21 protein-coding genes are annotated in these 25,893 nt (G+C 62.8%); 5 read left to right on the top strand and 16 right to left on the bottom strand.

Annotated elements, in window-relative coordinates; genetic code table 11:
- Nucleotides 1–13 precede the first annotated feature (13 nt).
- From KVY02_RS04485 to KVY02_RS04440, 10 genes are all read right to left on the bottom strand, one after another.
- On the bottom strand, nucleotides 14–1,018 hold the full coding sequence (locus KVY02_RS04485) for a YihY/virulence factor BrkB family protein (protein ID WP_218314530.1): 1,005 nt from the start codon (nucleotides 1,016–1,018) through the stop codon (nucleotides 14–16).
- On the bottom strand, nucleotides 1,015–2,784 hold the full coding sequence (locus KVY02_RS04480) for a proton-conducting transporter transmembrane domain-containing protein (protein WP_256357564.1): 1,770 nt from the start codon (nucleotides 2,782–2,784) through the stop codon (nucleotides 1,015–1,017). The genes KVY02_RS04485 and KVY02_RS04480 overlap by 4 nt, the downstream gene beginning before the upstream one ends.
- Complete coding sequence (locus KVY02_RS04475; protein ID WP_218314529.1) at nucleotides 2,781–4,286, bottom strand: complex I subunit 5 family protein; 1,506 nt, start codon at nucleotides 4,284–4,286, stop codon at nucleotides 2,781–2,783. Before KVY02_RS04475 ends, KVY02_RS04480 begins: the two co-directional genes overlap by 4 nt.
- A complete protein-coding gene (locus tag KVY02_RS04470; protein ID WP_218314527.1) occupies nucleotides 4,283–5,773 on the bottom strand; it encodes a complex I subunit 5 family protein in 1,491 nt (496 codons plus the stop codon). The genes KVY02_RS04475 and KVY02_RS04470 overlap by 4 nt, the downstream gene beginning before the upstream one ends.
- Entirely contained in the window at nucleotides 5,770–6,459 is a 690-nt protein-coding gene (locus tag KVY02_RS04465) for a hypothetical protein (protein ID WP_218314525.1), read from the bottom strand. The genes KVY02_RS04470 and KVY02_RS04465 overlap by 4 nt, the downstream gene beginning before the upstream one ends.
- A gap of 50 nt (nucleotides 6,460–6,509) precedes the next feature.
- Complete coding sequence (locus tag KVY02_RS04460) at nucleotides 6,510–7,175, bottom strand: alpha/beta hydrolase (protein WP_016916382.1); 666 nt, start codon at nucleotides 7,173–7,175, stop codon at nucleotides 6,510–6,512.
- A 72-nt stretch (nucleotides 7,176–7,247) separates the two neighbouring features.
- On the bottom strand, nucleotides 7,248–9,017 hold the full coding sequence (locus tag KVY02_RS04455; protein ID WP_218314524.1) for an SLC13 family permease: 1,770 nt from the start codon (nucleotides 9,015–9,017) through the stop codon (nucleotides 7,248–7,250).
- 222 nt (nucleotides 9,018–9,239) lie between these two features.
- Entirely contained in the window at nucleotides 9,240–9,443 is a 204-nt protein-coding gene (locus KVY02_RS04450; RefSeq protein WP_009101184.1) for a cold-shock protein, read from the bottom strand.
- Nucleotides 9,444–9,633: 190 nt separating this feature from the next.
- Nucleotides 9,634–11,301: a GMC family oxidoreductase N-terminal domain-containing protein gene (locus KVY02_RS04445; RefSeq protein ID WP_218315040.1), complete on the bottom strand. Its 1,668-nt coding sequence runs from the start codon at nucleotides 11,299–11,301 to the stop codon at nucleotides 9,634–9,636.
- 51 nt (nucleotides 11,302–11,352) lie between these two features.
- Nucleotides 11,353–12,864 (bottom strand): CoA-acylating methylmalonate-semialdehyde dehydrogenase, encoded by a 1,512-nt coding sequence (locus KVY02_RS04440; RefSeq protein WP_218314523.1) that lies wholly within the window; start codon nucleotides 12,862–12,864, stop codon nucleotides 11,353–11,355.
- Between the two features lie 139 nt (nucleotides 12,865–13,003).
- On the opposite strand from KVY02_RS04440, the gene KVY02_RS04435 reads away from it, so the two are divergent.
- Together KVY02_RS04435 and KVY02_RS04430 are read left to right on the top strand one after the other, a co-directional pair.
- The gene (locus KVY02_RS04435; RefSeq protein WP_016916378.1) at nucleotides 13,004–13,915 is read left to right on the top strand and encodes a LysR family transcriptional regulator; all 912 of its coding nucleotides are present in this window, start codon (nucleotides 13,004–13,006) and stop codon (nucleotides 13,913–13,915) included.
- Nucleotides 13,916–14,082: 167 nt separating this feature from the next.
- On the top strand, nucleotides 14,083–15,465 hold the full coding sequence (locus KVY02_RS04430) for an NAD-dependent succinate-semialdehyde dehydrogenase (RefSeq protein WP_218314521.1): 1,383 nt from the start codon (nucleotides 14,083–14,085) through the stop codon (nucleotides 15,463–15,465).
- Between the two features lie 81 nt (nucleotides 15,466–15,546).
- On the opposite strand, the gene KVY02_RS04425 is transcribed toward KVY02_RS04430, so the two are convergent.
- From KVY02_RS04425 to KVY02_RS04405, 5 genes are all read right to left on the bottom strand, one after another.
- Nucleotides 15,547–16,266: a tellurite resistance TerB family protein gene (locus KVY02_RS04425; protein WP_218314519.1), complete on the bottom strand. Its 720-nt coding sequence runs from the start codon at nucleotides 16,264–16,266 to the stop codon at nucleotides 15,547–15,549.
- An 89-nt stretch (nucleotides 16,267–16,355) separates the two neighbouring features.
- Nucleotides 16,356–18,956, bottom strand: coding sequence for an AAA family ATPase (locus KVY02_RS04420; protein ID WP_218314517.1), 2,601 nt, complete (start codon nucleotides 18,954–18,956; stop codon nucleotides 16,356–16,358).
- The gene (locus KVY02_RS04415; RefSeq protein WP_218314515.1) at nucleotides 18,953–20,101 is read right to left on the bottom strand and encodes a metallophosphoesterase family protein; all 1,149 of its coding nucleotides are present in this window, start codon (nucleotides 20,099–20,101) and stop codon (nucleotides 18,953–18,955) included. The genes KVY02_RS04420 and KVY02_RS04415 overlap by 4 nt, the downstream gene beginning before the upstream one ends.
- Before the next feature lie 153 nt (nucleotides 20,102–20,254).
- Complete coding sequence (locus tag KVY02_RS04410) at nucleotides 20,255–21,838, bottom strand: SLC13 family permease (protein ID WP_256357562.1); 1,584 nt, start codon at nucleotides 21,836–21,838, stop codon at nucleotides 20,255–20,257.
- A 481-nt stretch (nucleotides 21,839–22,319) separates the two neighbouring features.
- Entirely contained in the window at nucleotides 22,320–22,649 is a 330-nt protein-coding gene (locus KVY02_RS04405) for a hypothetical protein (protein WP_039175695.1), read from the bottom strand.
- Between the two features lie 415 nt (nucleotides 22,650–23,064).
- Here KVY02_RS04405 and sstT point away from each other — a divergent pair, with 415 nt between their 5' ends.
- Complete coding sequence (sstT, locus tag KVY02_RS04400; protein WP_218314513.1) at nucleotides 23,065–24,288, top strand: serine/threonine transporter SstT; 1,224 nt, start codon at nucleotides 23,065–23,067, stop codon at nucleotides 24,286–24,288.
- A 78-nt stretch (nucleotides 24,289–24,366) separates the two neighbouring features.
- Here sstT and KVY02_RS04395 read toward each other — a convergent pair whose 3' ends face one another.
- Entirely contained in the window at nucleotides 24,367–24,597 is a 231-nt protein-coding gene (locus KVY02_RS04395) for a hypothetical protein (RefSeq protein WP_254893738.1), read from the bottom strand.
- Between the two features lie 145 nt (nucleotides 24,598–24,742).
- Between KVY02_RS04395 and KVY02_RS04390 the strand changes: the two genes are divergently transcribed.
- Both KVY02_RS04390 and KVY02_RS04385 read left to right on the top strand, forming a co-directional pair.
- Nucleotides 24,743–25,483: an AzlC family ABC transporter permease gene (locus tag KVY02_RS04390; protein WP_256357561.1), complete on the top strand. Its 741-nt coding sequence runs from the start codon at nucleotides 24,743–24,745 to the stop codon at nucleotides 25,481–25,483.
- Nucleotides 25,480–25,818 (top strand): AzlD domain-containing protein, encoded by a 339-nt coding sequence (locus KVY02_RS04385; RefSeq protein ID WP_218314511.1) that lies wholly within the window; start codon nucleotides 25,480–25,482, stop codon nucleotides 25,816–25,818. The genes KVY02_RS04390 and KVY02_RS04385 overlap by 4 nt, the downstream gene beginning before the upstream one ends.
- Nucleotides 25,819–25,893: the final 75 nt, after the last annotated feature.

Genomic DNA, 25,893 nt, shown 5'->3' with positions numbered 1-25,893 from the left:
CGGTCGCCGCTGCTCAATCCTGAGAGTCGCGATCCTGCCAGGGGGTCTTCACGCCCACCGTATCCGCGGCAAAGGCGTCTCTTTCACCCAGCGGGCGCGGCTCGCCAGTGGTGGTGTCCTGGTAGGTCTGGCGCTCCATTTCGCAGTTGATCTCGGCCCCCAGCAGCACCACGAAAGCCGACATCCAGAACCACATCATCAGCGCCACTACGGCGCCCAGTGAACCGTAAAGCTCGCTGAACGTGGAGAAGTAGCGCACGTAAAGCGACAACCCCCCAGATCCCAGCAGCCACGTAGCGGTAGCCAGCAGCGTGCCGTAGCTCAGCCAGCGCCACTTGGCCGCTCGGCGGTAAGGTGCAAAGCGATACAGCAGCGCAATCAGCAGGCTCATCAGCACCAGCAGCGCTGGCCAGCGCAGCCACTGCAGTAGCCTGTCAAAGGGCGGTTCCACCATCAGCCACTCCACCAGCATGGGCACCACGGCAATGAACCCCAGCGACACCAGGGTCATGCCGATGAGCCCGAACGTCAGCGCCACCAGCACGACCAGGCGCAACAGTGCGGGCCGCTTCTCACGCTCGCCGTAAACCACGTTGAGCCCCACCACCAGCGCCGACACTCCTTTGGAAGCGATGTACATGGCCACCAGCAACCCAGCCAGGGCGGCCATGACGTTGCCACGCTGGGCACTTTCCACCACCTCCTGGGCCTGCTGGTCGATCAGGTTGGCCGCATCGGGCGGCATGAAACGGCTGATTTCATAAAGCTGCCGCCCTGCTTCTACCGGGTCGAACAGCAGCCCCCAGATGGAAATCACGGCGGCGATGGTGGGGAACAGCGCCAGCAAGGCGTAGAACGCCACGCAGGCAGCGTACATGGTCACCCGGTCTCGACGGGACGCCCTCAACACGCGCCAGCCGATATCCAGCCAGCCCAGCCGGGGTATGTCATCCGGCGTCACGGCCTGACGCCCTCGGTCTTCCTGGTATGCTTGCGACCCCGTCTGCGGCTTGCTCATGCCAGCCCCTCCCACATCAACAGTAGCGCCAGCAGCACGGCCATGGCCATCATCAACCCGCTGCCGTGCTGGCGCAGCCAGGGCTCTGCATCCAGGCTTCGCCTGAGCAGTTGCATGACAGCGCGCTCGAAAGCCAGACCGCGCGCCACCGACGCAGCTTTGACGCGCCCCAGCGTATCACTGAAGCACTGACAGCCCTGCAGGGCATAGCCTGCCAGCGGCGCGTATAGCCACCATAGATCGCCCGCTGGCGGTGGAGAAACTTTCACACGCTGGCGCAGGGAAAGTGCTACCACCAACGCCAACAGACCCACCGGGAAAGGCCAGACGATCCCGGCCCACTCGGCCAACGGCGGCACCTCGGCACCGTGCAGCGGCAGCCACAGCGGGGTGGCCAGCGCGGCCACCACGGCAGCCAACCAGGCGCCCCACTGCATGGGGTGGCTGCCACCACTCTTGCGCAGCTGCCACTGCCGCCACAGGCACACGCTTACCAGCAGCGAGGTGCCCACGGCCGCCCAGGTCAGCAACAGCACCAGCGTGGTCAGTTGGGCATCGTAAAGCACTGACTTGACTCCCCACTTGCTGACCAGCCCGGCAGCCAGGGCACCTGTCAGCGATACGCCCGGCAGCGCCATCAGTGCAAACAGCAGCGGTACACGCCAGCGGGGCATGTGTTCGCTGATGCTGGTTCCCATGAACAGCGCCCCTTTGGCCAGCGCATGATGGGCCGCAAACAGCACCAGCCCGGGCAGCAGCAGTAGCCACGCCTGAGGCACCGTCAACCCGGTGCCTACCAGCGCCGTCAGCATGCCCATCTGGCTGATACTCGAATAGGCCAGTACGGCCTTGGGGTGACGCTGCCACACACCATACAGGGCAGCCCCGAACGCGGCGGCCAGCCCCAGCGCCATCATGGCCTGGCCCAGCAGTACCAGTTCAGGCGCCAGACCCGACTCGCCCAGGGGCAGCACGTTCAGCCAGCCCAGTAGCCCGGCCTTGATCATGGCACCGCTGAGCACCGCGCTGGCGGGCGCAGGGGCAACCGGGTGGGCCAGCGGGAGCCACACATGCAGCCCCACCACCCCGGCCTTTACGCCAAACCCCAGCCATAGCAGCAGTGCCATCCAGGCGCCGTGCTCCGAGCGGGCAATGGCCTCGCGAACGCCCTCCAGGGTCAAGGTGTCGATGGAGCCAGCCGCCCATAGCAGCCCCCCCAGAATCAGCCCTTCGCCCAGCACGGCGAGAATCAGGTAGGCCCGAGCCCCCAGACGCGCCTCGGCGCTGCCGCTATGCACCACCAGCGCGTAGGCGGCAAAGGTCATGAGCGCAAAGCCCAGGTAAAAGCTGGCAATGTCCTGGGAAAGGATCAGCAGGACGTTGCCCAGCAGGGCCAATGGCCACAGCAGCGTCAACCGCTGCAAGCGCCGCTGGGCGTCGTCATCGCCCCCCCGAGCCAAGGCTTCCTCGGCGGCAAAGTAGCCCCGGGCATGCAGCGCTGCCAGGCTCCATAGCAGCGCGCTGAAGGCCAGCCAGGGGCGGCTGAGCGCATTCAGCTCCCACCAGCCCCCCAGCATCCAGGCTTCCAGCACCCAACGGCCTTCACCCATATAAGCCAGCAGTAACGCAGGCCAGGCGGCGCTGACCCACAGCCACGAACAGTAGCGCCGCTGCGCTGGCGGGGTGCGGTAGGCATGCCATACCGCCCCGGCAGCCACGCACAGCGGCCAGAGCAAGGCCACGACCAGCAGCAGTGTCGTCATCATGGTAGATACTCCCCTACCGCCACCCGCGTTGCCCAGTCCAGGGGGCTAAACGGCAAGCCTGCCAGCAACCCGGCCCCCAGGCTGGCCAGCGCGGTAAACACGGCTGGCCACAACAGCCAGCCATGGGTTTCCAGTCGCCCCAGCTTCTGCTCATTGGGCCACGTCCCCACCCCGTGACCGGGCCCCTGCCGGAACCAGAGTCGATGCAGGATCGGCAGGAAGTAAATGGCGTTCAGCGTGCTGCTGGCCACCAGCACCGCCACCACCCAATACATCTCGGCCTGAATGGCGCCAATGCCCAGGTACCACTTGGTGATGAACCCCGCGATGGGCGGCAGCCCGATCATGCCCAGTGCCCCTACGGTAAAGGCCAGACTGGTCAGCGGCATGCGCTTGCCAGCACCGTCCATCTCATCGATGCGGTGAATGCCCAGTTCTTCGGCGTAGTTGCCCGCGCAGAAAAACAGCGTGACTTTCATCAGCCCCTGGTGGAGCAGATGGGCGAGCGCACCGATGGTGCCGAAAGGCCCAAACAGGCTGACCCCCAGAATCACATACGACACCTGACTGATGGTCGAGAAGGCCAGTCGTGGCTTGAGCTCCTGCTGGGCGATGGCCCTCAGCGAGCCGTAGATGATGGTGATGGAGGCCGCGATGGCCAAGGCCGTGGTCACCCCCAGTTCGACGCTCAGCTCGATCCCATAGAGGTCATAGATCACGCGGAGAATGCCGAAGGCCCCCGCCTTGACCACCGCCACGGCATGCAGCAGCGCGCTCACCGGCGCAGGCGCCACCATGGCTCTGGGCAGCCAGCCATGCAGCGGCACCATGGCCGCCTTGACCGCCAGGCCGCCGACCAGCAGCGCGAAGATCAGCGTCAGTAGGCCACGGTGGTCGGTCAGGTAAGGCGACAGCCCCCGCTCGGAGGCAAAGGAGTGGTCGCCTGTCAGGCTATACAGCAGCACGACCCCCAACAACAGCACGACACCGCCGGTCAGGGTGTAACGCAAATACACGCGCCCTGCCGCCAGCGCCTTGGCGGTGCCCGAATGCACTACCAGCGGGTAAGTCGACAGCGTCAACAGTTCATAGAAGATCAGGAAGGTAAACAGGTTACCGGAGAGCGCAATGCCCAGCGTGCTGGCCACGCAGAGGCTGAAAAAGCCAAAGAAGCGTTTGCGGTTGGCCGCATGCTCCAGGTAGCCAATGGCATACACCGTGGTGCACAGCCAGAGCAGCGATGAGAGCCCGGCGAACATCACGCCCAGCGCATCGGCGCGCAGTACGAAATCGACGCCTTCGACAATCTGGAAGCTGAACGTGTCCTCGTAGCCTTCCGCCACGCGCCCGACCATCAGCACGACCAGCACGATCTTGCTGACCGCCGCCAGCAGGTTGATGCCGGTACGCCAGCGCCGCGCCTCTTCGGGTAGCGCAAAAATGGCCACGGCGGCCAGCAGAGAGGTCGCCAGTGTGGTCAGCGGTAACCAGGCTGCGTTCATGCGCCACCTCCTTGTAGCAGGGCCAACGGCCAGTGGGCCAACAGACCCAGCAGCAGCGCGGCCAGGGCGAGCGCCAGTGCCACCGCATCCATGCCCGGTGCCAACGGCTGGTAGTCATGGCGCGGTGCGGTTTCATCGAACGAGTAGCGAAAGACCCTGAACACATAGGCCGCGGTCAGCAGGGTGCCCACCAACAGGGCGGCAACGGCAAGCCACTGCTGAGTGAGCACCATGGCCTGCAGCAGCAGCCACTTGGCCGTGAAACCGCTGCTGGGTGGCAGGCCCATCAGCGTGATGGAGGCGATGCCGAACGTCAGCAGCGAGAGCGGCAGTCGGCGGCTGGTGCCCGCCAGCGCTTGCAGAGCACTCTTGCCGGTGGCCAGCAGCAGATTGCCGGCCGCCAGGAACATCGCCGCCTTGGCCAGCGAGTGCCCCATCAGCTGTAGCCAGAACCCCTCCCAGGCCAGCGCCTGGGGCAGTGGCGAGGTTTGCGGCCCCAGCAGTAGCGGAAATGCCACCATCAAATAGCCCAGCTGGCCCACCGTGGACGAGGCGATCAGGGTTTTCAGCGACGCTGCCCGCCATGCCACCAGCCCGCCCCACACGATGGCCGCCATCCCCAGCCAGCCCACCAGCTGCGGGGCCAGCCGGGTATCGGGCAGCAGCACGCTCCACACCATCAGCAGAATGAACAGCGAGGCCTTGATGACCAGCGCCGCGTGCAGTGCACTCACCGGCGTCCAGGCGTTTTCGTGCACCGGGGTCAGCCAGCCATGTAGCGGAAACAGCGCCGCCTTCAGCGCCAGCCCCGCGCCTATCAGCGCCGCCGCAATCCAGCTCACCGGGCCTGGCTCGACCACCTGGGCCAGGCCCATCAGCGTCAGTTCCCCCCAGTACCCCAGCAGCAGGGCAATGCCCAGCAGGAACGCCAACGACCCCACCAACGCCAGCAGCAGGTAGCGCATACCGGCCTTGAGCGCACTGCCCTTGCCCGACAGCAACAGCATGCCGACGGCGGCCAGCCCCATTAGCTCCAAGGCGGCGTAGAGCGTCAGCAAATCGGCCGCCATCCAGATCAACGACAGCGCGCTCACCAGAACGCCCATGAGCAGCCACAGCCAGCGCCCCTGAGGGCCAGCCTGGGAAAGCGCCAAGTGCCCAGGGGTATACAGCGCAGCGGCCAACGCGACCCACTGGGTAATCAGCAGCATGAAGCCGCTCACGCCACTGAAGCGCAGCGCCAGATCCACCCCTGCCAGCTGCCACTGCCAGCGCAACACGCCCGCCTGCTGGGCATCCATGACCATCCACAGGCCTGCTACCAGCACCGGCGTACAGGCCAGCAGGACGGGCACCATGCGCGCGGGACGCAACCAGGCCCCCAGCAGGCCTATCAGGGTAGGTAGCAGCAGAACGACCAGCAGCGCCCAGTGGGTCGACCACAACGGCTCGAAAGTGCTGTCATGCAAGCCAAAACGCCAGCTCATTGTGAAGCCTCTCGGGTTGCCTGGGGGGCTGACGGCTCATCGACCAGGGCCGACACCCCTTCCAGCTGCAGCAGATGTCGTATCAACAGCACGCCCAGCAGGGTGCCCAGCCAGGCAATCAGCAAGCCCACGCCAATCAGCGCCTGGGCATTGGGCAAGGGGCCCGCCATGCCTGCCAACAGCAGAAACACACCCGACCCCAGCACGTTGAAGGCCATTAGCCGACGCAGCCAGTGTCGATGCAGTGCAAAAGCCCCCATGGCCGCCGAGACCATGACCACCGCCGCCAGCATCAAGGGGTGTTCGCTCAACGAGTAGGCCATGTCGGGCAAGAGGTAGCGCAGCGCGGCGCCGATCATCACGCTCCACGCCAGCGCCAGCAGCCCACGACTGATGACATGCCCGGCCCCGTGCTGCACTCGGTCGTAGTGGGCAGCCTCTGGGTGAGCCGAGGGAAATGCCTTCAAGGCATAGAAGAAGCTGCCGCCGGTGAGCACGCCCCCCAGCACCAGCTCCATCAGCCCCAACCAGGGCGCCTGCCACTGCCACCAGGCCAGGCTCATCAGCAGCGTGAACAGCAAAAACAGCCGACAGGTCCGCGGCAGATGGCGGTCCAACAGACAAGCAAGCGCCACTGCCACCAGGCAAAGCGCCAGCCCAGCTTCCAATATATCCACCGACATCATGAAGTGCCTCCGCCTATCCTGTGCATTGGCCAGCGAAAAAGGAGGCCGTACTACGCGAGCCGCTCGCTCAACCACCTGCCAATATCGTTGACCTGCTGCGGGCAGAGCGCGTGGGCCATGGGATATTGACGATAGTTCACCGAGTAACCGAGCGCCTTGAGACGCTCAGCGCCAGAGCGGCCAAGCGCTTCAGGCACGATGGGGTCAAAGTTACCATGATGCACCTCAATGGGGATATGGCGGTTGGCCTCGGCAAGTTCAATGCTGTCGGCGGTGGCAAAGTAGGTCGACATTGCCAGCAACCCGCCCAGCGGCTGGGGGAACGAGAGGGCCGCTTGATAGGCCACCGCGCCGCCCTGAGAGAACCCCGCCACGATGATGCGCTGGCTATCGATGCCTTGATCGATCTGCTCCTGAATCAGCGCCTGAATGCGCGCAGCGGAGGTTTTCAGCTGCACTTCGTCGACCCGACGCCCCAGGTCCATGGCCAGAATGTCATACCAGGCAGGCATCACCATGCCCCCATTGATGGTCACCGGCAGGCGCGGCGCATGGGGCATGATGAAGCGCACATGGGCGCTTTCCGGCAAGGCCAGCGCAGGCACCAGCGGCTCGAAATCGTGCCCGTCGGCACCGAGTCCATGAATGATGAACACGCACGCATCGGCGGGTTGACCATGTTGCGGCTCGATAATCAGTTCGCCTGGAGCTGTCATGTCGCATTCCTTGGTGGCTGTCAAAAGCGCCACCCTAGCGTAAAGCGACGCGTTGGGCGAGTCCTTCCCCACTTAAAACGGCCACACCCACGGAATCAACGTCACCGCAATGGCCCCGGTCAGCAGGTTCAATCCACCTCCTACGCGCAGAAAGTCCCCCAGCCGATACCCCCCTGGGCCATGCACCATCAGATTGGTCTGGTAGCCAATGGGGGTCAGGAAGCTGGCCGACGCAGCAAACATGACGGCCACCACGTAGGGCATGGGATTGACGCCCAGGCTTTCGGCCGCCGCCATTACCACCGGAAAGATGATCACCGCCGCCGCGTTATTGGTCACCATCTCGGTGAGCAGCGCCACCACGCAGTAGGTGCCCAACAGCAGTAGCCAGGGGTTGCCTGCCACCAGCGAGAGAATACCGCCCGCCAGCACGTCGGCTGCTCCAGAGGTTTGCAGCGCCGCCCCCACGCCGAACGAGGCGGCAATGGTCAGCAGGACCTGAGTATCCAGCCCCCGCTTGGCCGCGCCTACCGTGCAGCAACCGGTCAGCAGCACCATGGCAGCGCCCAGCATGGCAGCATTGAGCATGCTGAGCACGCCAAAGGTCGCCAGCATCACCGCCCCCAGCAGAATCGCCCAGGCCAGCGGCGCCTTTTCATGCACCGGCCTGGCCGCCCCGTTGAGTTCACTGATCAGCAGGAAATCCTTGGACTGGCGATGGCGCTCGATGAACGGCGGGCGAGCCTCGAGCAGCAGAACGTCCGCTGGCTGCAGGCGTACCTGCCCGAGGTTGCCGGTCACCCGCTCGCCGCCGCGGCAAATCGCCAACACCGCCGCTCCGTACAGAGTTCGAAAGCGGCCGTCGCGGATGCGCTGGCCAATGAACTGGCACTGACTGGAGACCACGGCTTCTACCAACCGTCGCTCCTTGAACTCCTTCTCCAGGCTGGAAGCGCCATCCCGAGAGGGAATCAGCCCCCGGATCTGCTGCAGCTCCACGGCCGCCGCCGACGTGCCCACGAACACCAGCCGGTCACCGCCCTTGAGCTGCTCGCCCGGCCCCACCACGCTGACCACGTTACCATCACGCTCGATCTCGACCAGAAACAGCTCCTGAAGATGCCGCAGCCCCGCCTCCTCCACGGTGCGGTTCACCAGCACGCCGGTGGGGTCCACCTCCATCTCGATGGTAAATTCCCTCGGGTTGGCAAAGGCATTGGCGACGCCTTTGCGGGCAGGCAGGATGCGTGGGCCCAGCACGATCAGGTAGGTAAGCCCGGCCAGAGCCACCGGCAAACCGACCCAGGCCAGTTCGAACAGCCCCATGGCCAGCTCCGGGTAGCGCTCCACCAGCAACCCATGCACCACCAGATTGGTGCTGGTGCCGATCAGCGTGATGGTCCCGCCCAGAATGGAGGCAAAGCTCAGCGGCATCAGCAGCCGCTGGGGAGACAACTTCAAACGGCGGCTCCAGCTCATCACCGCAGGGATATAGGTGGCCACCACCGGGGTATTGTTGAGAAAGCCGCTCAGCGTTGCCACCGGCAGCAGCAGCCGGGTCAGGGCGCCCCGCTCGGTGGCTGGGCGACCCAGCACATAGCGAATGATCAAATCGATGCCACCGGTTTCACGGATGCTGGCCACCAGCACGTACATGAACGCCACGGTGAACAGGCCGCTATTGGAGAAGCCTCCCAGCGCCTGCTGCGGGTCGATGACCCCCAGGGTCAGCAATACCACCACGGCCCCCATTAGAATGATATCGGGGCCCAGGCGCGACAGCGCCATGAGGGGGAAAATCGTCAGCACCACCCCAACGGCAATCCAGGCATCCAGCGACATAAACCCATATCCTTGATAAACGAACCTGAGGATATTGTGCCGCCTGCCCAATATTCTAAAAAGTTATTTTTAGAAACACAGTAAGAACAAAATAGAATATAACCATGAGGGGTGAGGGGTGAGGGGTGAAGCGAAAATCGTGGCAAACAAAAAACCCCGCACGAAGGCGGGGTTTTTCTACAGACTGACCCGTAGGTCAGCTGACAACATCATTCGTTCAGATTACAGAACTTTGATGTTGGAAGCCTGAAGGCCTTTTTTACCCTGGGTGACGTCGAAGGAAACCTTCTGGCCGTCTTGCAGAGTTTTGAAGCCGTCAGCTTGAATTTCGGAGAAGTGCGCGAACAGGTCGTCGCCATTGTCGTCCGGAGAAATGAAGCCGAAGCCTTTAGTGTCGTTAAACCACTTAACGGTACCAGTTGCCATGATCGAAATCCTCGATGTAGCTTAATGAAGAGCCGGGTAATACCCGAGTTGCAGTGGGTAGAACAAGAAACTTTCACCAGACTCAACGCGAGAGCGTTTCGATACTGCTGACTACGTTCGACTTGCTAACCAACTGCATGCAGCATGCGCTTAACGACGCTGCACGTCAACACTATGATGGAAAAAAATGTCAGTGCAATGACTTTTCTTCCAAAATCCATCCAGCGGCCTTTTCGGCGATCATCAGCGTCGGCGAATTGGTGTTACCACTGGTGATGGTGGGCATCACTCCCGCGTCGGCCACCCGCAGTCCAGACACCCCGCGAACCCGCAATTGCGCATCCACCACGGCCATGGGGTCGTCGTCTTTTCCCATCCGCGTGGTGCCGACCGGATGGAAAATCGTCGTGCCAATATCCCCGGCCAAACGGGCCAGCTCCTCGTCGGTCTGGTACTCCACGCCCGGTTTGATCTCTTCCGGGGCGTATCTGGCAAAGGCGGGCTGCTCGGCGATGCGTCGCGTCACCCGCAGCGAATCGGCGGCCACCTTGCGGTCCTCGGGGGTGCTCAGATAGTTCGGCGCGATTGCCGGTGCCTGGCGCGGGTCGGCGCTTTTCAGGCGCACGGTGCCTCGGCTGGTAGGGTTCAAGTTGCACACGCTGGCGGTGATCGCAGGGTACGGGTGCAGAGGCTGCCCAAAGGCTTCGAGACTCAACGGCTGCACGTGGTACTGGATATTGGGATACGGCTGGTCGTCGGAACTACGCGTGAACGCGCCCAACTGCGACGGCGCCATGCTCATGGGCCCCGTGCGCCGCGTGAGGTACTCCCATCCGATACCGGCTTTGCCCCATAACGTGCTGGCCATGGCGTTCAGCGTTTTGGCATTGCTGACACGATACACCGAACGTATCTGGAGGTGATCTTGCAGGTTCTCGCCCACCCCCGGCAAGTCGTGCACGACCTCGATGTCATGCTCGGCAAGGTGCTCGGCGGGACCGATGCCCGATAACTGCAGCAGGTGGGGCGAGCCAATCGCGCCGGCACACAGCACGACTTCCTTGCTGGCCTGCACACGCAGAGTCTTGCCTGCTCGCACCACTTCGACTCCTTCGCAGCGCGGGACGGCCTGATCACGCTCGAAGCAGAGCCGATTCACCTGGGTGGAGTGCCACAGCGTCAGATTGTCCCGCTTCAAGGCCGAGCGCAAGAACGCCTTGGCCGTGTTCCAGCGCCAGCCGTCGCGCTGGTTGACTTCGAAATAGGCAACGCCTTCGTTACTGCCTCGATTGAAGTCCTCGGTTCGAGGAATACCGGCCTGAACGGCAGCTTCGGCAAAGTCATCCAGCACCTGCCACTTCAGACGCTGCTTCTCCACCCGCCACTCGCCGCCGTGGCCATGAAACGCGCGGTGAGTGTCATCACCGTCGCTGCCTTTATCCAATCGGTAGTGGTTTTCGTGTTTGATAAAGTCCGGCAGGCAGTTCTCCCAGCGCCAGGCATCGCTGCCGGTCACTTCCGCCCAGTGGTCGTAATCCCGCGCCTGGCCGCGCATGTAGATCATGCCGTTGATACTGGAGCAGCCGCCCAGGGTCTTGCCGCGCGGGTAGATCAGCGAGCGACCGTTCAACCCCTGGTCGGGCTCCGTGCGAAACAGCCAGTCGGTGCGCGGGTTGTTGATGCAATACAGGTACCCGACGGGTATATGAATCCAGTGGTAGTTGTCTCGGCCACCGGCTTCGATCAGCAGCACCCGATTGTTCGGGTCGGCGCTCAGTCGGTTGGCCATCAGGCACCCTGCGGTGCCTGCGCCTACTACGATATAGTCAAAGCATTGCATGGCGGTATGAGCCGCCATGGGGGTAGTTGTATTGTTGGACATGCAGATGACTCCGGTGAAGAGCGGGCGTTACTTCGCCGTGGGCATCACGAATTCGGCACCGGCGTCGATGGAGTCAGACCAGCGCTGCATGATCGACTTCTGCTTGGTATAGAAGCGCACGCCCTCTTCGCCATAGGCATGGGTATCGCCAAACAGCGAGCGCTTCCAGCCGCCGAAACCATGCCACGCCATGGGCACGGGAATCGGCACGTTGATACCGACCATGCCCACCTGGATACGGCGGCCAAACTCACGGGCAACGCTACCGCTTTCGGTGAAGCAGCTCACGCCGTTACCAAACTCATGGTCGTTGATCAGCTGAATGGCGGTGGCCACGTCCGGCACGCGCACGCACACCAGCACCGGGCCGAAGATCTCTTCTTTATAGATCGTCATGTCGGGGGTCACGTGATCGAACAGCGTGCCGCCCATCCAGAACCCCTCGACACAGCCCTCTCCCGCGTTGGCGCCGTCGAATTCACGGCCATCGACGATCAGCTGTGCACCCTCGGCCACGCCCTTTTCGATGTAACCGGTAATGCGCTGATGGGCCTGACGGGTCACGATGGGTCCCATTTCGGCATCCAGCTGCATGCCATCCTTGACCTTCAGCGCCTGGGCTCGCTCGGTGAGCATCGGCATGACTTTATCGGCAACGTCGCCCACCAGCACGGCCACGCTGATGGCCATACAGCGCTCACCGGCGCTGCCGTAGGCGGCACCGATCAGCGCATCGACGGCCTTGTCCAGGTGGGCATCGGGCATCACCACCATGTGGTTCTTGGCGCCGCCCAGCGCCTGCACGCGCTTGCCGTGCTTCGCGCCACGCTCGTAAATCAGGTTGGCAATGGGGGTGGAACCGACGAACGACAGCGCCTTCACCTCCGGATGATCGATCAGCGCTTCCACGGAGTCCTTGTCGCCCTGCACCACGTTGAATACGCCATCCGGCAGGCCCGCCTGCTGCAACAGGTCGGCAATCATCAGCGAAGCGCTGGGGTCCAGCGGGCTGGGCTTGAGAATGAACGTATTCCCGGCGGCAATCGCGATGGGGAACATCCACATGGGCACCATGGCCGGGAAGTTGAACGGGGTGATCCCGGCCACTACGCCCAGCGGCTGACGCACAGTCCAGTTGTCGATGCCGGTACTCACCTGCTCGGTATAGTCACCCTTCAACAGCTGAGGGATGCCACAGGCAAACTCGACGATATCGATGCCACGCGCCACTTCCCCCTGGGCATCGGTGAACACCTTGCCGTGCTCTTTGGTGATCGCTTCGGCCAGCGCATCCTTGTGTGTATTGAGCAGCTCCAGAAACTTGAACATCACCCGAGCGCGGCGAATGGGGGGCGTGTCGGCCCAAGCAGGGAAGGCCGCCTGGGCCGCCTGTACAGCCGTGTCCACATCCGCCGCCGACGCCAGTGCCACGCGGCCGGTGACCTGACCCGTGGCCGGGTTGAAAACGTCCTGGGAAGCACCAGAGGTGCCTTCGCTGCGCTGGCCGTTAATGAAGTGGTGAATGGCGTGAGTTGTCATTGTCGCTACCTTTATAAACATCGTTTAAGTGATGAGGAGAGTCTGCCCTAGACTACCCGGCACCACAGGCCAAGCAATTGAGTAATTTTTAACCCGGATATAAGCTCTGCTAATAACATAACAACGAAGGTCATCGACCATGCAGGAGTACGCCACGCTACGGGCCTTTGTGGCCGTTGCCCATACCGGCAGCGTGTCTCGCGCCGCTGAACAGCTGCACCTCACTCAGCCTGCCGTCAGCCTAAAGTTGAAGCAGCTTCAACAACACCTTGGCCTGACGCTGTTCACCCGGCGCCCTCAGGGCTTGCGCCTCACTGCCGATGGCTATGCCCTGCTGCCCGCCGCCGAAAACGCCCTGGCCAGTGCGCTGGCATTCGAACAAAGCGCCAGTGCCCTGCACAGCACCCTGCGTGGCAAGCTGCGCATCGGCACCATCGTGGACCCTGAATTCATCCGCCTGGGCGATTTTTTGAGCCGCCTGATGGCCCGCGCGCCCCAGCTGGAAACGGAGCTGCACCACGGCATGAGCGGCAGCGTGCTGGAAGACGTGGTGCACAGCGAGCTGGATGTGGGTTTCTTTCTGGCACCGCCCGGTGAAGGCCCAGCCCATGACGCCCTGGCCTGGCGTGAGCTGACCCACTTTCATTACCACGTGGTGGCGCCCCCGGGCTGGGAGGCCAAGCTGGCCGACACCCGCTGGGAAGCGCTGGCCAGCCTCCCCTGGATCGTCACCCCCAGCGTGTCGGCCCACTCGCGCCTGCTCCAGCGTGCGCTGGCTGCCAGCGGCGCCACGCCGCACCGAGTGGCACAGGTCGACCAGGAAGCCTGCATGCTGGACCTGGTGCGCGCCGGGGTCGGCCTGAGCCTGGCCCGCGACGCGCTGGCCATGGCCGAGCGCCAGGAGAGCGGGCTGGCAGTGGCCGAGCACGTTCGCCTGCCCTGCGCCTTGAGCCTGATCTGGCGACAGGATCGCGCCATCGAGCCCACCATCAAGGCAGCGCTGGACACCCTGGATACCGTGTGGGCCCACCGCCCTTCCCTGGCGCCATAAAAAGCGCCAAAGGGTGAGCGGGTGAACAGACCGCGAAATTTGGGCAAATGGGGATTTTTCTACTAAAGTGGAAAATCAGCGTGAATAGACCAGTCGGCCTAAAGGAACGATTAGCCACTGTATGGTCTACCCCCTCACGTCCCGTTGATCTAAAGATAGGAGATCTTATGAGCAACACGATCAAGACCGTCAATCCCACCACGGGTGATACCCTCGAATCCTACACACTGATGGATGACCAGCAGGCTCAGCAGGTCGTCGAGGCCTGTCATGAGGCCTTTCTCGATTGGCGGCTGACCTCTCTGGATGAGCGCGCTCGCGTCATCAAGGCCATTGGCCAGGCGCTGAAAGCGCATCGGGAAGACTTGGCCCAGCTCATGGTGAAAGAGATGGGCAAGCTGCCGGAGCAGGCCCGTCAGGAAGTGGATCTGTGCGTGGGCATTTGTGACTACACCGCCGAGCACGGCCCCACCAAGCTGGCCGATGAAGAGCGCCAGCCCGGTAATGGCGAGCGCGGTTTTGTCACCTACTCGCCCATGGGCGTGATTTACGGCATTCAGCCCTGGAATTTCCCTGCCTATCAGGTAGTGCGCTACTCCATCGATAACCTCATGGCGGGCAACGGCGTGCTGCTGAAACACGCCGAAAACGTCACCGGTAGCGGCCTGCTGCTGGAAAAGATCTATCGTGAAGCGGGCCTGCCGGAAAACGTATTCCGGGTGCTGGTGATTTCCCATGAAGTGTCCGACAACGTCATTGCCCACAAGGCCGTGCGAGGCGTGACCCTGACCGGCAGCGACGGCGCTGGCCGTAAAGTGGCCGCCAAGGCCGCCGAGCACCTGAAAAAAACCGTGCTGGAGCTGGGCTCCAACGACGCTTATCTGGTGCTGGACGACGCCGACCTGGACGTGGCCATCGACACCTGCGTGACCGGTCGCGTATTCAACGGCGGCCAGACCTGCGTGGCCGCCAAACGCTTCGTGGTCACCGAGAAGAACTACGAAGCGTTCAAGGAGCGCTACGTGGCGCGCATGAAGGACCTGAAAGCGGGCGACCCAACCCAGCAAGACAGCGACCTGGGCCCCATGGCCCGCGTGGATCTGCGCGATACCCTTCACGAGCAGGTGGAAGAGAGCGTGCGCAAGGGCGCAAAAATCCTCTGCGGCGGTGAAAAGCCGGAAGGCAAAGGCGCGTTCTACCCGGTCACGGTGCTGGATGACGTTACCCCCGGTCAGCCCGCCTACGACGACGAGCTGTTTGGCCCGGTGGCGGCGCTGATTCGCGCCAAGGATGACGACGACGCCATGCGCATCGCCAACGACAGCCGCTACGGCTTGGGCGGCGGCATCATCTCCAAGGACGTGAAACGTGCCACCGAGCTGGCCAGCAAGTATTTCGATACCGGCATGGTGTTCATCAACGGCTTTGGTGTGGCAACGCCCGAGATGCCGTTTGGCGGCGTGAAGGATTCAGGCTACGGCCGTGAGCACGGCGGCTTTGGCATGCACGAATTCGTCAATGTGAAATCGGTGATCGTGGTTCAAAGCTGATAGCGAACGCCTACGCTGTTCCGGTAGGCAAAAGCACAACGCCGCAGCGTCGCTTTCGCGACCTGCGGCGTTTTTTGTGGGTCAGGCCTGAGCCTGATGCTCCAGCTCTGCCACCATGTCGGGCGACAGGTTCAGGGCGCTGGCCAACTGGTCCAGCCAGGCGCGTTCCATGGGGTTCTGGTCGTCGGTCACCGCCACGCTGATCAGGTACATTTCACGGGCGGCCTGGGGGGAGTCTGCTTCGCGAGCCAGTGCCCTGGCGTCCAGCGGGGCGCGCAGCTGCTGCTCTACCCAGCGGTGCATCTCTTCGTCGGCACCCAGCGCATCGATCTGCTGAGTGATCAGCGCCTGCTCCTGTTCATCGATATGGCCATCGGCGCGGGCTGCCATGATCATGGCTTGCAACAGCTCCAGGCTGCGGCGCTCCTGGTACTCACCGCTGAGTACCTCGACACGCTCCCCTTCTGCCGACGCCGCCGCGGCACCGCCGTTGGCCTGGGAGCGTTGCCAGGCTTTCCAGGCCAACACGCCCACCCCGGCAATGGCCCCATACTTCAGCGCTTTGCCCCCCATGCTGCGGCCTCGCTTGGAGCCAATCAGCATGCCCATGGCCCCGCCACCCAGCAGGCTCTTCATGTCGAACCCGCCCGAGCTGCCGCCGGAGCGCGCCGCTTGGCTGCCACTGCCGCCCAACTGCCGCGACAGCCCATCCATGATGCCCTGCACGTCCATGCCACCACGGCCGCCTTTGCCACCACTGGCCTGATTCATCAACTGCTGGAGAATCTTGCTCGCATTCATCCTTGCTCCCCCTTCGGGTCATCATCGTGAATTGATCGGTTCTGGTTATAAAGCATCGAACATGAACGCAACGTGAACCGCCGGGCTCGTCACCCTTCCCCCTTCACCACGACCGTGCTGCCCTGACGGCTGGGCAGCACGTCGATACGAATCGGCATCTGCTCCTTGAGTTCGCTGACATGCGAAATGATGCCGATCATACGCCCGCTCATCTGCAGCTCGCTGAGCATGGCGATGGCCTGGTCCAGCGCGTCCTGGTCGAGGCTGCCAAAGCCTTCATCGATGAATAGCGTATCCAGCTGAATACCGCCTGCATAGGCTTGCACCACATCGGAAAGCCCTAACGCCAGCGCCAGCGCAGCCATGAACGACTCGCCTCCGGAGAGCGTCGCCACCGGGCGATTCTTGCCGGTATAGGTATCGGCCACGTCCAGTTCCAGGCCGGAGGCTTTATTGCCTTTGGAAGGGTCTTCCCGGCGCACCAACTGATAGCGCCCGCGGCTCATGCGCACCAGGCGCGCGGAGGCTTGAATCAGCACATCGTCCAGCAGCACGCCCAGCACGAAGCGCTGCAAGCTGATGCGATTCCCGGTGCGCCCGTTGGCCACTTCGCTGAGCGTACCCCACAGTTTGTACTGCTCGTCCAGGGCCGCCTCCACATTGCGCGCCTCTGCCAATCGCTGTCGGGTGGCAGTGAGCTGGTCTACCCGTGCGCTCAGCCGCTGGTAATGCTGTCGGCACGCTTCCTCCCGGGCCTTGCTGTTGTCAGCCTGGGCATCGAGGGCAGCAACGTCGGGCGGCGTCTTGCCTTCCAGCAGCGGCGCACTGGCTTCGAGCTGCCCTTCCAGCCTGGCCAGTTCCCGTTGAAAGCGCGCCACGTCGTCACTCAGCCGCTGCTGCTCGGCGGTGTCCAGACGGGCGGTGATAAATGCCTGCTCATCCTCAAAGGGGCTACCCTGCAGGGCCGTTTGCCACTCGGCCTGGGCCGCTTCCAGCGTCCGCTGCGCCTCGGCCTGGCGCTGGGTTGCCTGAGTGAGCCTGGTTTGCGCCTGGGTGAACGCCGTGTGGGCGGTCTGGGCCTGGCTCTGGGCGGCTTTCCAGCTCCGCTCGCAGGTGTCCATCTCACGCTTCACGGCCGCTAACGAGGCATTCACGCTCTCCAGCGATGCGCTATCGCCCAGCTGTTCACGCAGCTTCTGGCACTGCTCACCGACGTGCTCGGCCTGCTGCTCCAGGCGCTGGGCGTCTTGTTGGGCGCTCACCCATGCCTGTCGAGCGCGCTCATGGGCGCTGCGCGCCTGCTTCACCTCCTCTTGCGTGACCAGTAGCTGGGCCGTCGAGGCAGGCGCGGGATGCTCACGGCTGCCACACACCGGACAAGGCTGGCCACCCTCCAGCTGCTCAGCAAGCAGAGCCGCCTGACCCTGGTGCCAGCGCATCTCCTGCTCGATGGCGTGCTGCTCCTGTTGGGTGGCCGCACGCTGCTTCTGCCGTGCATTTTCGCGCGCTCGGGCCACTTGCTGGGCAAGCGCTTGCTGCTGTTTCTCCAGCGTGGCCAATGCCTGACACTGAGCGAGGGATTGCTCTAGCGCATAGGCCTGGCGTTGCAGGGCGGGCAGCTGTTCATATTGGGCATTGACCGCCTCGAGCGTTTCCTGAGCCTGCTGGTGAGCCGCTTGGCGCGGGGCAATGGCCTGTTCGGCGGCGGCCCACTCGCGCTGGGCCGCCGTGGCGTTTTGCTGGGCGCTTTGCTGGGCATAAAACGGTGTTGCCAGGGCCTGGGTCTGCTCATGCTGCCGCAGCTGCTGCTGGGCACGCTGCACGGCCGGCTGCTGCACCAGCAGCGCGGCTTTGGCATTGACCAGCGCGGCGTGCTGCGCGAACTGGCGGGCCAGCGCTGCCGCCGACTGGGCGGCCGCCACGGCCTGCTCCCGCTGCTCGGCGGCCAGGGCCAGGTCGTGCCTGGCGGTCTGGTGGTCAGGGGCCAGCGCAGCGAGGGCAGCTTCCAGGGCGGCTTCGCTCTCGACATCGCTGGCCGCCAGCATGCCTTGTACACGCTGGCGATGGTCGTTCATCTCACGCACGATGTGCTTGGCCTGGTCCGCCAGACGCTGTTCGATGCGCTGGAAGATCTGGGTCTGAAACAGCTGGGCAAAAATCTCCTCGCGTTCCTTGGAGCCTGCCAGCAACAGCTCGCGGAACTTGCCCTGGGGCAGCACCATCACCTGGCGGAACTGCCGAGCATCCAGCCCCAGCAACTGCTGCAGCTGGCCGTTGGCATCGGTGACCTTGCGCGCCACCAGGCATTCGTCTTCCTGACCCTCTGGGGTCAGCCGCCACAGCTGGGCTTCGGCAGCCTGGCTGGTGGTACCCTCGCCATTGGCTTTGGGACGCTCCTGTTGGGGCACGCGACGCACCCGATAGGTGCTTTCCCGCAGGCGAAACGTGAGGGTGACTTCGGTGAGCAGGTCTGGCGCAGCCTGGTCGCAGCGCATCTGGCCAGCATCCCGTTCATTGCCGGTGGTTTGGCCGTAAAGTGCGAAGCAGATGGCATCGAGTATCGAGCTTTTGCCAGCACCGGTGGGGCCATTGATCAGGAACAGCGGGCTTTTGCCCAGCACGGTGAAGTCGATGGTGTCACGCCGTGCAAACGGGCCAAAGGCCTGCAGGGTCAGTGTCAAAGGCGTCATGCTGGCCCCTCCTGCTCGCGGTCAAGGGCGGTGATCAGCTCGCCCATGGCGCGGGCCTGCTCGTCATTCATGGGCTCGCCGCTGGTCTGGGTGAAGAAATCGCTGAACATGTCCAGCGCGCTGAAAGCGAGACGTTCACGGCTCAGCGACTGGCGACCTGCCGTTTCCAGCATGCCGGGCTTTTCCAGATGCAGGACGTTGGGATACACCGCCCGCAGCTTGCCCATGGGGTCGAGAATGGCGTGCCGGTCGGTGAGGCGCACCAGCAGGTAGTCATCGGCACGGGGGTCTTCGCCCCCCATGGCCAGCAGCTGCGCCAACTCTCCCTCCAGCACGCGCACGTCGCGCCTGGGCGTCAACGGATGCTGGGTGATGCTCACCAGGCCTTCGCTGCCCATCTCCACCAGGGTGACGCCCTTGTGCTGCGTCGCCTCGGAGAAGCTGTATTTGAGCAGCGAGCCGCTATAGCGGATGTGCTCGCTCCCGCGGTACTGGGGGCCATGGAGGTGCCCCAGCGCCACGTAATCGAAACCCTGCATGGGTTCCCAGGCAACGCTTTCCGCACCGCCCAGGGTGAGCGGACGTTCGGACTCGCTGGCCGCCCCGCCCTCCACGAAGCAATGGCTCATGAGCAGCGCCGGGCGCGCGGGATGGCGCTGGGCGTGAATACGCTCCAGCAGGTAGCGGTGGGCGGCATCGAAATCGCGCACGTCGGCGCCAAACGCGCTGCGCACGTACTCCGGGTCGGCGTAGGGAATGCCGAAGACATCCACCGTCACGCCATCGACGGCAAGCGTCACCGGCTGATCGCAGGTGGCCAAATCGGTGAGGATGTGTAACCCGGCCTGGCGCAGATGACGCGCCCCAAACCCCAGCCGCGCGGCGCCATCGTGGTTGCCAGAGATCATGATGACCGGCAGGCCACGTTTCTCGCACAGCTCGGCCAGTATCTCATCCAGCAGGGTCACCGCCGCTGCCGGGGGCACCGAGCGGTCGTAGATATCACCAGCAATCAGCACCGCATCCACGCGCTCACGGTCGATGATCGTCAGCAGCTGTTGCAGTACATGACGCTGGTCGTCCAGCAGCGAGAGGTTGTGAAACAGCCGACCCAAATGCCAGTCGGCGGTATGAAGTAGTCGCATGACAGGCTCGATCCAGAAAGTATGACCGCATCATACCAACCCGATGGCCAACGACGCACAAAAGCCGAGCACAAAAAGCCCCGCACGAGGGCGGGGCCGGAGTCTGGTGGCTTCCCGCTGGCCCACCACAGGAGCCAGCGGCGACACACCGGGTTAGTTGCGGAACGCGTCCGGGTATGTGGTCAAATCCACGCCCCAGAGTACTGGCAACATGAAGTAGACCGCCGCGGCAATCAGGAACATGGAAATGATGTTCAGCCAGAAGCCGTTGCGCACCATCTCCATGATGGTGATCTTGCCCGTGGCAAAGATGATCGCGTTGGGCGGCGTGCCCACCGGCAGCATGAAGGCACAGTTGGCCGCCATGGCCGCAGGTACCATCAACACGAAGGGATGGATATTCAACGCCAGCGCCAGCGACGCCAGTACCGGCAGAATCATCGTGGCCGTGGCCGTGTTCGAGGTGATTTCCGTGAGGAACAGCACCATGCCCGTGGCCAGCAGAATCACCAGCATGAAATTGACGCCTTCCAGAACGCTCATCTGACCGCCAATCCAGGACGCCAGGCCCGAAGAGCCGAAGCCCGCCGCGATGGCCAAACCGCCCCCGAACAGCAGCAGAATGCCCCAAGGCACGTCTTTGGCCACGCTCCAGTCCAGCAGGCAGCCGCCTTTGGAAGGCGAAGGAATCAGGAACAGCGCAATGGCCGCGGCAATCGCGATCATGGTGTCGTTGATGCCAGGGATGTTGATGATTTGCCCCTGCCACAGGAACGAGCGGGTGATCCAGAAGAATGCCGCGAACAGGAAAACGCCCAGTACGGCTTTCTCTTCGAAAGATATCTTGCCCAGCGCCTCTTTCTCCTTGCGAATCAGCGCACGGCCACCCGGCAGCTTGGCCAGCTTGATGGGATAGATGAAGCGCGTCAGCATGACCCAGCCCATGAACAGCAGGATCACCACCACCGGGAAGGCAAACATCAGCCAGCCCGCAAAGGAAATTTCGACGCCAAACAGCTCGCTGACGATAGCGGCCAGAATGATGTTGGGCGGCGTGCCGATCAAGGTGCCCAGACCGCCGATGGTGCCACCGTAACCCACACCAAAAATCAACGACTTGCTGAACTTGTCGATTTCGGCACTGTGGTCTTCCGAGCTCTTTTTCAGCTCTTCCGTTACCTGGAAGACAATGGCAGTACCAATCGGCAGCATCATCATGACCGCTGCGGTATTGGATACCCACATGGACAAGAAGCCGGTGGCCGCCATGAAGCCAAAGACGATGCTATTGATGCTGGTGCCCAAAATGGAAATGATCGACAGCGCAATGCGCTTGTGCAGATCCCATTTTTCCATGGCCAGAGCGATCATGAAGCCGCCAAGGAACAGGAAGATGATCGGGTTACCGTAGGCCGCCGTCACCGTATTGCCATCCAGGGCGCCGGTAATCGGCAGCAGGATGATGGGCAGTAACGAGGTGACCGGGATCGGAATCGCTTCGGTGATCCACCAGACGGCAACCCACAGCGTGGTAGCCAGCACCATGCGCCCTTCGAAGCTCAGGTCGGCCGGATGGAAAAACAGCAAAACAAAGGCAAAGAGAGCTGGCCCGAGTACCAGGCCAATTTTTTGCGCCGTATTGAAGGCAGGCGGACGCGGAGGCTGATTGCCTGGCTGTGCGTCAGAGGAACCACCTCGCCCAGTGCTGCCCGTGCCAGAAGTAGGCAGCGCACACATGAGGAGGTTTTTTGCTTGGTCGTGGGAATGCCAAAGGGAGTCCCAGAGCGTCATCGTGGCAGTTCTGCGCATTATGAAGTACCGCTCGCAGTCAGGGTGAACGAATGGGCGCCGTACGGGCCAACCCAAGGACAAATGTGCCAGCGCGTCTGGCTTTTTTGAGGTGCCCTTTATTCACTGCCATAAGCCATTAGTCCAGTAAATTGACGGCAATTACAACCAAAGTCTAAACACTTTGGTCGTAATTATTAGCAGTGGCTAAGATGTTGCCCGCAGAGAATCAAGGTGCTTTCAAGACAGAACACAGTGTGACAACAAGCACTGACAAAGCGCTACCGCACAGCACGCCGAGTCTCCGATGGTGGCCAATCAAGCGATGAACACAGCCTCGCAGGCCCCAGCGGCCGTCGCCTGAACCACTCTTACCCAGTTTCCTGAAAGGCTTACTTCGGCTTGCGCTCCCTGAGCGCAAGCCGTTTTTTTAGTCCAGATGCTCCAACGTGACCACGATATCCTGGCGCGAAACGTCGATGTTCCAGAAGGTATAGCTATCGTCATCCTCATCGACCAGGCGAATATCGAAGTAAGGGCTGCGATAGCCCGTCAACGTCACCCGCTGGGTATCACCATTCATCAGCACATCGCTGCCCAGCACGTCCTCTTCCCAACTGGAAGACGATGCTGGGCTCACGTACATGTAATAGATGGTGTAGCCGGTACGATTGGTGATATCCACATAGTAATCGTCCGCCATCACGAGCGACGAGCTGCACAGCAGCAATAAAGAGAAGAGCCACACTTTGATACGCATAGGTGTATTCCTGATGTTTTTTTTAGAGGAAACCACGTTAGCGCGCCAAGCCTGCTGACGCCGAGCCCAGACGCTAGGCTTTGTACGAAAAGTCGGCGAGCGATGGCCAGACAAGGCAAAAATCGGCGAAAAGACGGAGTTTACAAGGTGTAAATGAGTACTTTGAGCCGATTTTTAACGCCGTATGGGCGAGCGTAGGCAGTTTTCGTGCAAAGCCTAATAGCAGTATATCTCCGGCCCGCCATTTTCGAGATAGCCTTAGGCGCTTTTTTGCAGCCCCCCACAGCTTCTGCGTAGCTGATAGAATACTGCCCCTTTCAGGCACGGGCTGGCGGCTTGCCAGCTCGCGGCTCCACCGACTACTGCACCTACTATTTGCACCTACTATCTGCACCCACTACCTGAGAGTTCCGTCATGATAGCTACCGCCACTGCCCTCTTCCGACCGCTGTTACAATGGGGGCTCGTGCCCCAGATCGTGATGGGGATCATTGCGGGGGTGCTGCTGGCGCTGCTCGCCCCTACGGTCGCCAGCGATATTGCCCTGCTGGGCCAACTGTTCATCGCCGCCCTGCAGGCCGTCGCCCCCATTCTGGTATTCGTACTGGTGGCTGCGGCTATCGCGGCACATCGCCAAGGGCAACCTACGCACATTCGTGCGGTGCTGCTTTTATATATATGTGGAACGCTGATCGCTGCGCTGATTGCGGTGGCCGCCAGCTTCTGGATGCCGACCGAACTGACGCTGGATGCCGGCCAGGTAGACGGCAACCCGCCCAGCGACATTTTCAGCGTACTGCGTGACTTGCTGCTGAACGCGGTCACCAACCCGGTCAGCGCGCTGATGGAAGGCAACTTCATCGCTATTCTGGCCTGGGCCATTGCGCTGGGTCTGGCGCTGCGCCAGGCGGCCGATACCACGCGCCAGGCGCTGCAAGACCTCTCCAACGCCATTACCCGCATCGTGACGCTGGTGATTCGGCTGGCCCCCATTGGCATTTTTGGCCTGGTAGCGGGTACGTTGGCTGAATCCGGTATGCAAGCGCTGCTCAACTATGCCCAATTGCTGGGGGTCATCGTGGGCTGCATGCTGTTCGTCGCCCTGGTGAGCAACCCCTTGCTGGTCTATCTGGTCACTCGCCAGAATCCTTACCCGCTGGTGTTCACCTGCCTGCGCGGCAGTGCCATCACCGCCTTCTTTACGCGCAGCTCGGCGGCCAATATCCCGGTGAATCTGGAACTGTGCCGCCGCCTCAAGCTGGATGCCGATACCTACTCCATCTCCATTCCGCTGGGCGCCACCATCAACATGTGCGGCGCCGCCATCACCATTACCGTCATTACCCTGGCCATCACCCATACGCTGGGTATTGCCGTGGACTTCCCCACTGCCCTGCTGCTGTGCGTCGTCTCGGCCCTGGCGGCCTGCGGTGTGTCTGGCGTGGCCGGTGGGTCGTTGATGCTGATTCCCATGGCGGCAAGCCTGTTCGGCATTCCTACCGAAGTCGCCATGCAGGCCGTGGCCATTGGCTTCGTCATCAGCGTGGTGCAGGACTCCACCGAGACGGCGCTCAATTCGTCCACCGACGTGCTGTTTACGGCTGCCGCCTGCCGGGCGCAAGAGGCGAGGCGCGCGTAGGCGTTTGCCTGGGGGAGTGGCGGCTGACCACCGCCACTCCCCCGCACGCCCTCCCACGAAGGTTACCCACGATTTGCTCTACGACGCTCTCGTACTACCCGCTAGATGTTTCAAGCGCCCGCTTACCCAGGTGCCGCAGATAAACCCGACAAAATAGCCGGACATGATGATCCCCAGCACCGCGCTGGAGAAACCTTCCGCCGTGCCTCGCAGGGTAAGCAGCGTGTTGAGCAGGCCGTTGCCCAGCAACAGCAGTGCCACACTGCGCAGTATCGATTTAACGGGATGGAGCATGGCTAATGAATACATCGCGCTTCCTCGTAGCAGACTCGCTACAGACCATGCATGCAAGATGCCACTGGAAATCTTCTCTACACATGACACGCCCCTGACAGAAGGTCATAATAATTGCCAGGCTAACGTTTCCTACTGACGGCCAAGGGAGTATGCCATCGTGAACCAGTCGATCGAGCCAGCCGATACGAGCCAGCATTCCGCCCTGCGCGCAGGTTTTCAGGGCGTTCGCGAAGCCATCCCTCTGCTGGGTGGCTATGTGCCCGTTTCGCTGTCGTTTGGCCTGGTCGCGACCCAGGCAGGCTTCACGACCTGGGAAGCCGCGATCATTTCGGCCCTTATCTACGCTGGCGCCTCGCAGTTTCTGTTCGTGGGCATGATCGCGGCTGGCGCGCCGCTGTGGCTGGTGGTGGCGCTGACCCTGCTGATCAACGTGCGCCATGTGGTGTATGGGCCAAACCTCGCGCCTTTGCTACCCCGTAGCCGCCACTGGCCCTGGCTGATGCACGGCCTGACCGACCAGGTATTTGCCCTGGCGCTCACCCGCCTGCCGCAGCTCCCCGAGGCCAAGCGCTTTGCCTGGTTCGTGGGCGCGTCGCTGCTGGCCTGGGGGGTGTGGGTCCTGGGTACCATCGCCGGAGCCAGCGGTGGCGAAGCCGTCACCGCCCGCTGGCCATTGCTGGGAGAAATCATGCCCTTTGCCCTGCCTGCGCTCTTCCTCACCATGGTGGCACCGCGCTTTACCAGCAAACGCTGGGCGGCCGCCACCACTTGTACCGTGCTGGCCGCACTGGGCTTGACCCTGGCAGGCTGGAGCAATGTGGCCATTCCGCTGGCGGCGGCTTGCGGCGCCTTGTGTTTCTACATCCTGACCTTTCGCAACCAGGAGCACACGCCATGAGCGCATCGCTGTGGGTTGCCGTGGTGATATGCGCGCTGGGCACGCTATTGATGCGGGTGGTGCCCTTCCTTTGGATGCAGCGCCGCCTGGGTAGCGACACCGGCCTCAATGCCATGCCACAGTGGCTGGTGATCCTCGGCCCGCTGATGATTGCAGGCGTGCTGGGGGTTTCCATCATTCCCGTCAACCCCAGCCCGACCTCGTGGCTCGCCACGGCCATCGGACTGAGCGTGACGCTGCTGGTATGGCGGCGCCTGCGCTCCCTGGGCTGGCCAGTGGCGGCGGGGGTCGCGGTGTTTGGGGTGGTGGAAGTAGGACTCGCCCTCCTGGGCTAGACAGATAGCACCGTGTGGCACGCTAAGTTTGCCGAGGCGATGGGCACCAGTGTAGACACCATCAAAAGCTGGGAA

The organism is Halomonas sp. 18071143 (genome assembly GCF_019211725.1).
Classification (GTDB): domain Bacteria; phylum Pseudomonadota; class Gammaproteobacteria; order Pseudomonadales; family Halomonadaceae; genus Vreelandella; species Vreelandella stevensii.
The sequence above is the reverse complement of the archived record's forward strand: the minus strand, read 5'-3'. Positions and strand labels throughout refer to the sequence as shown.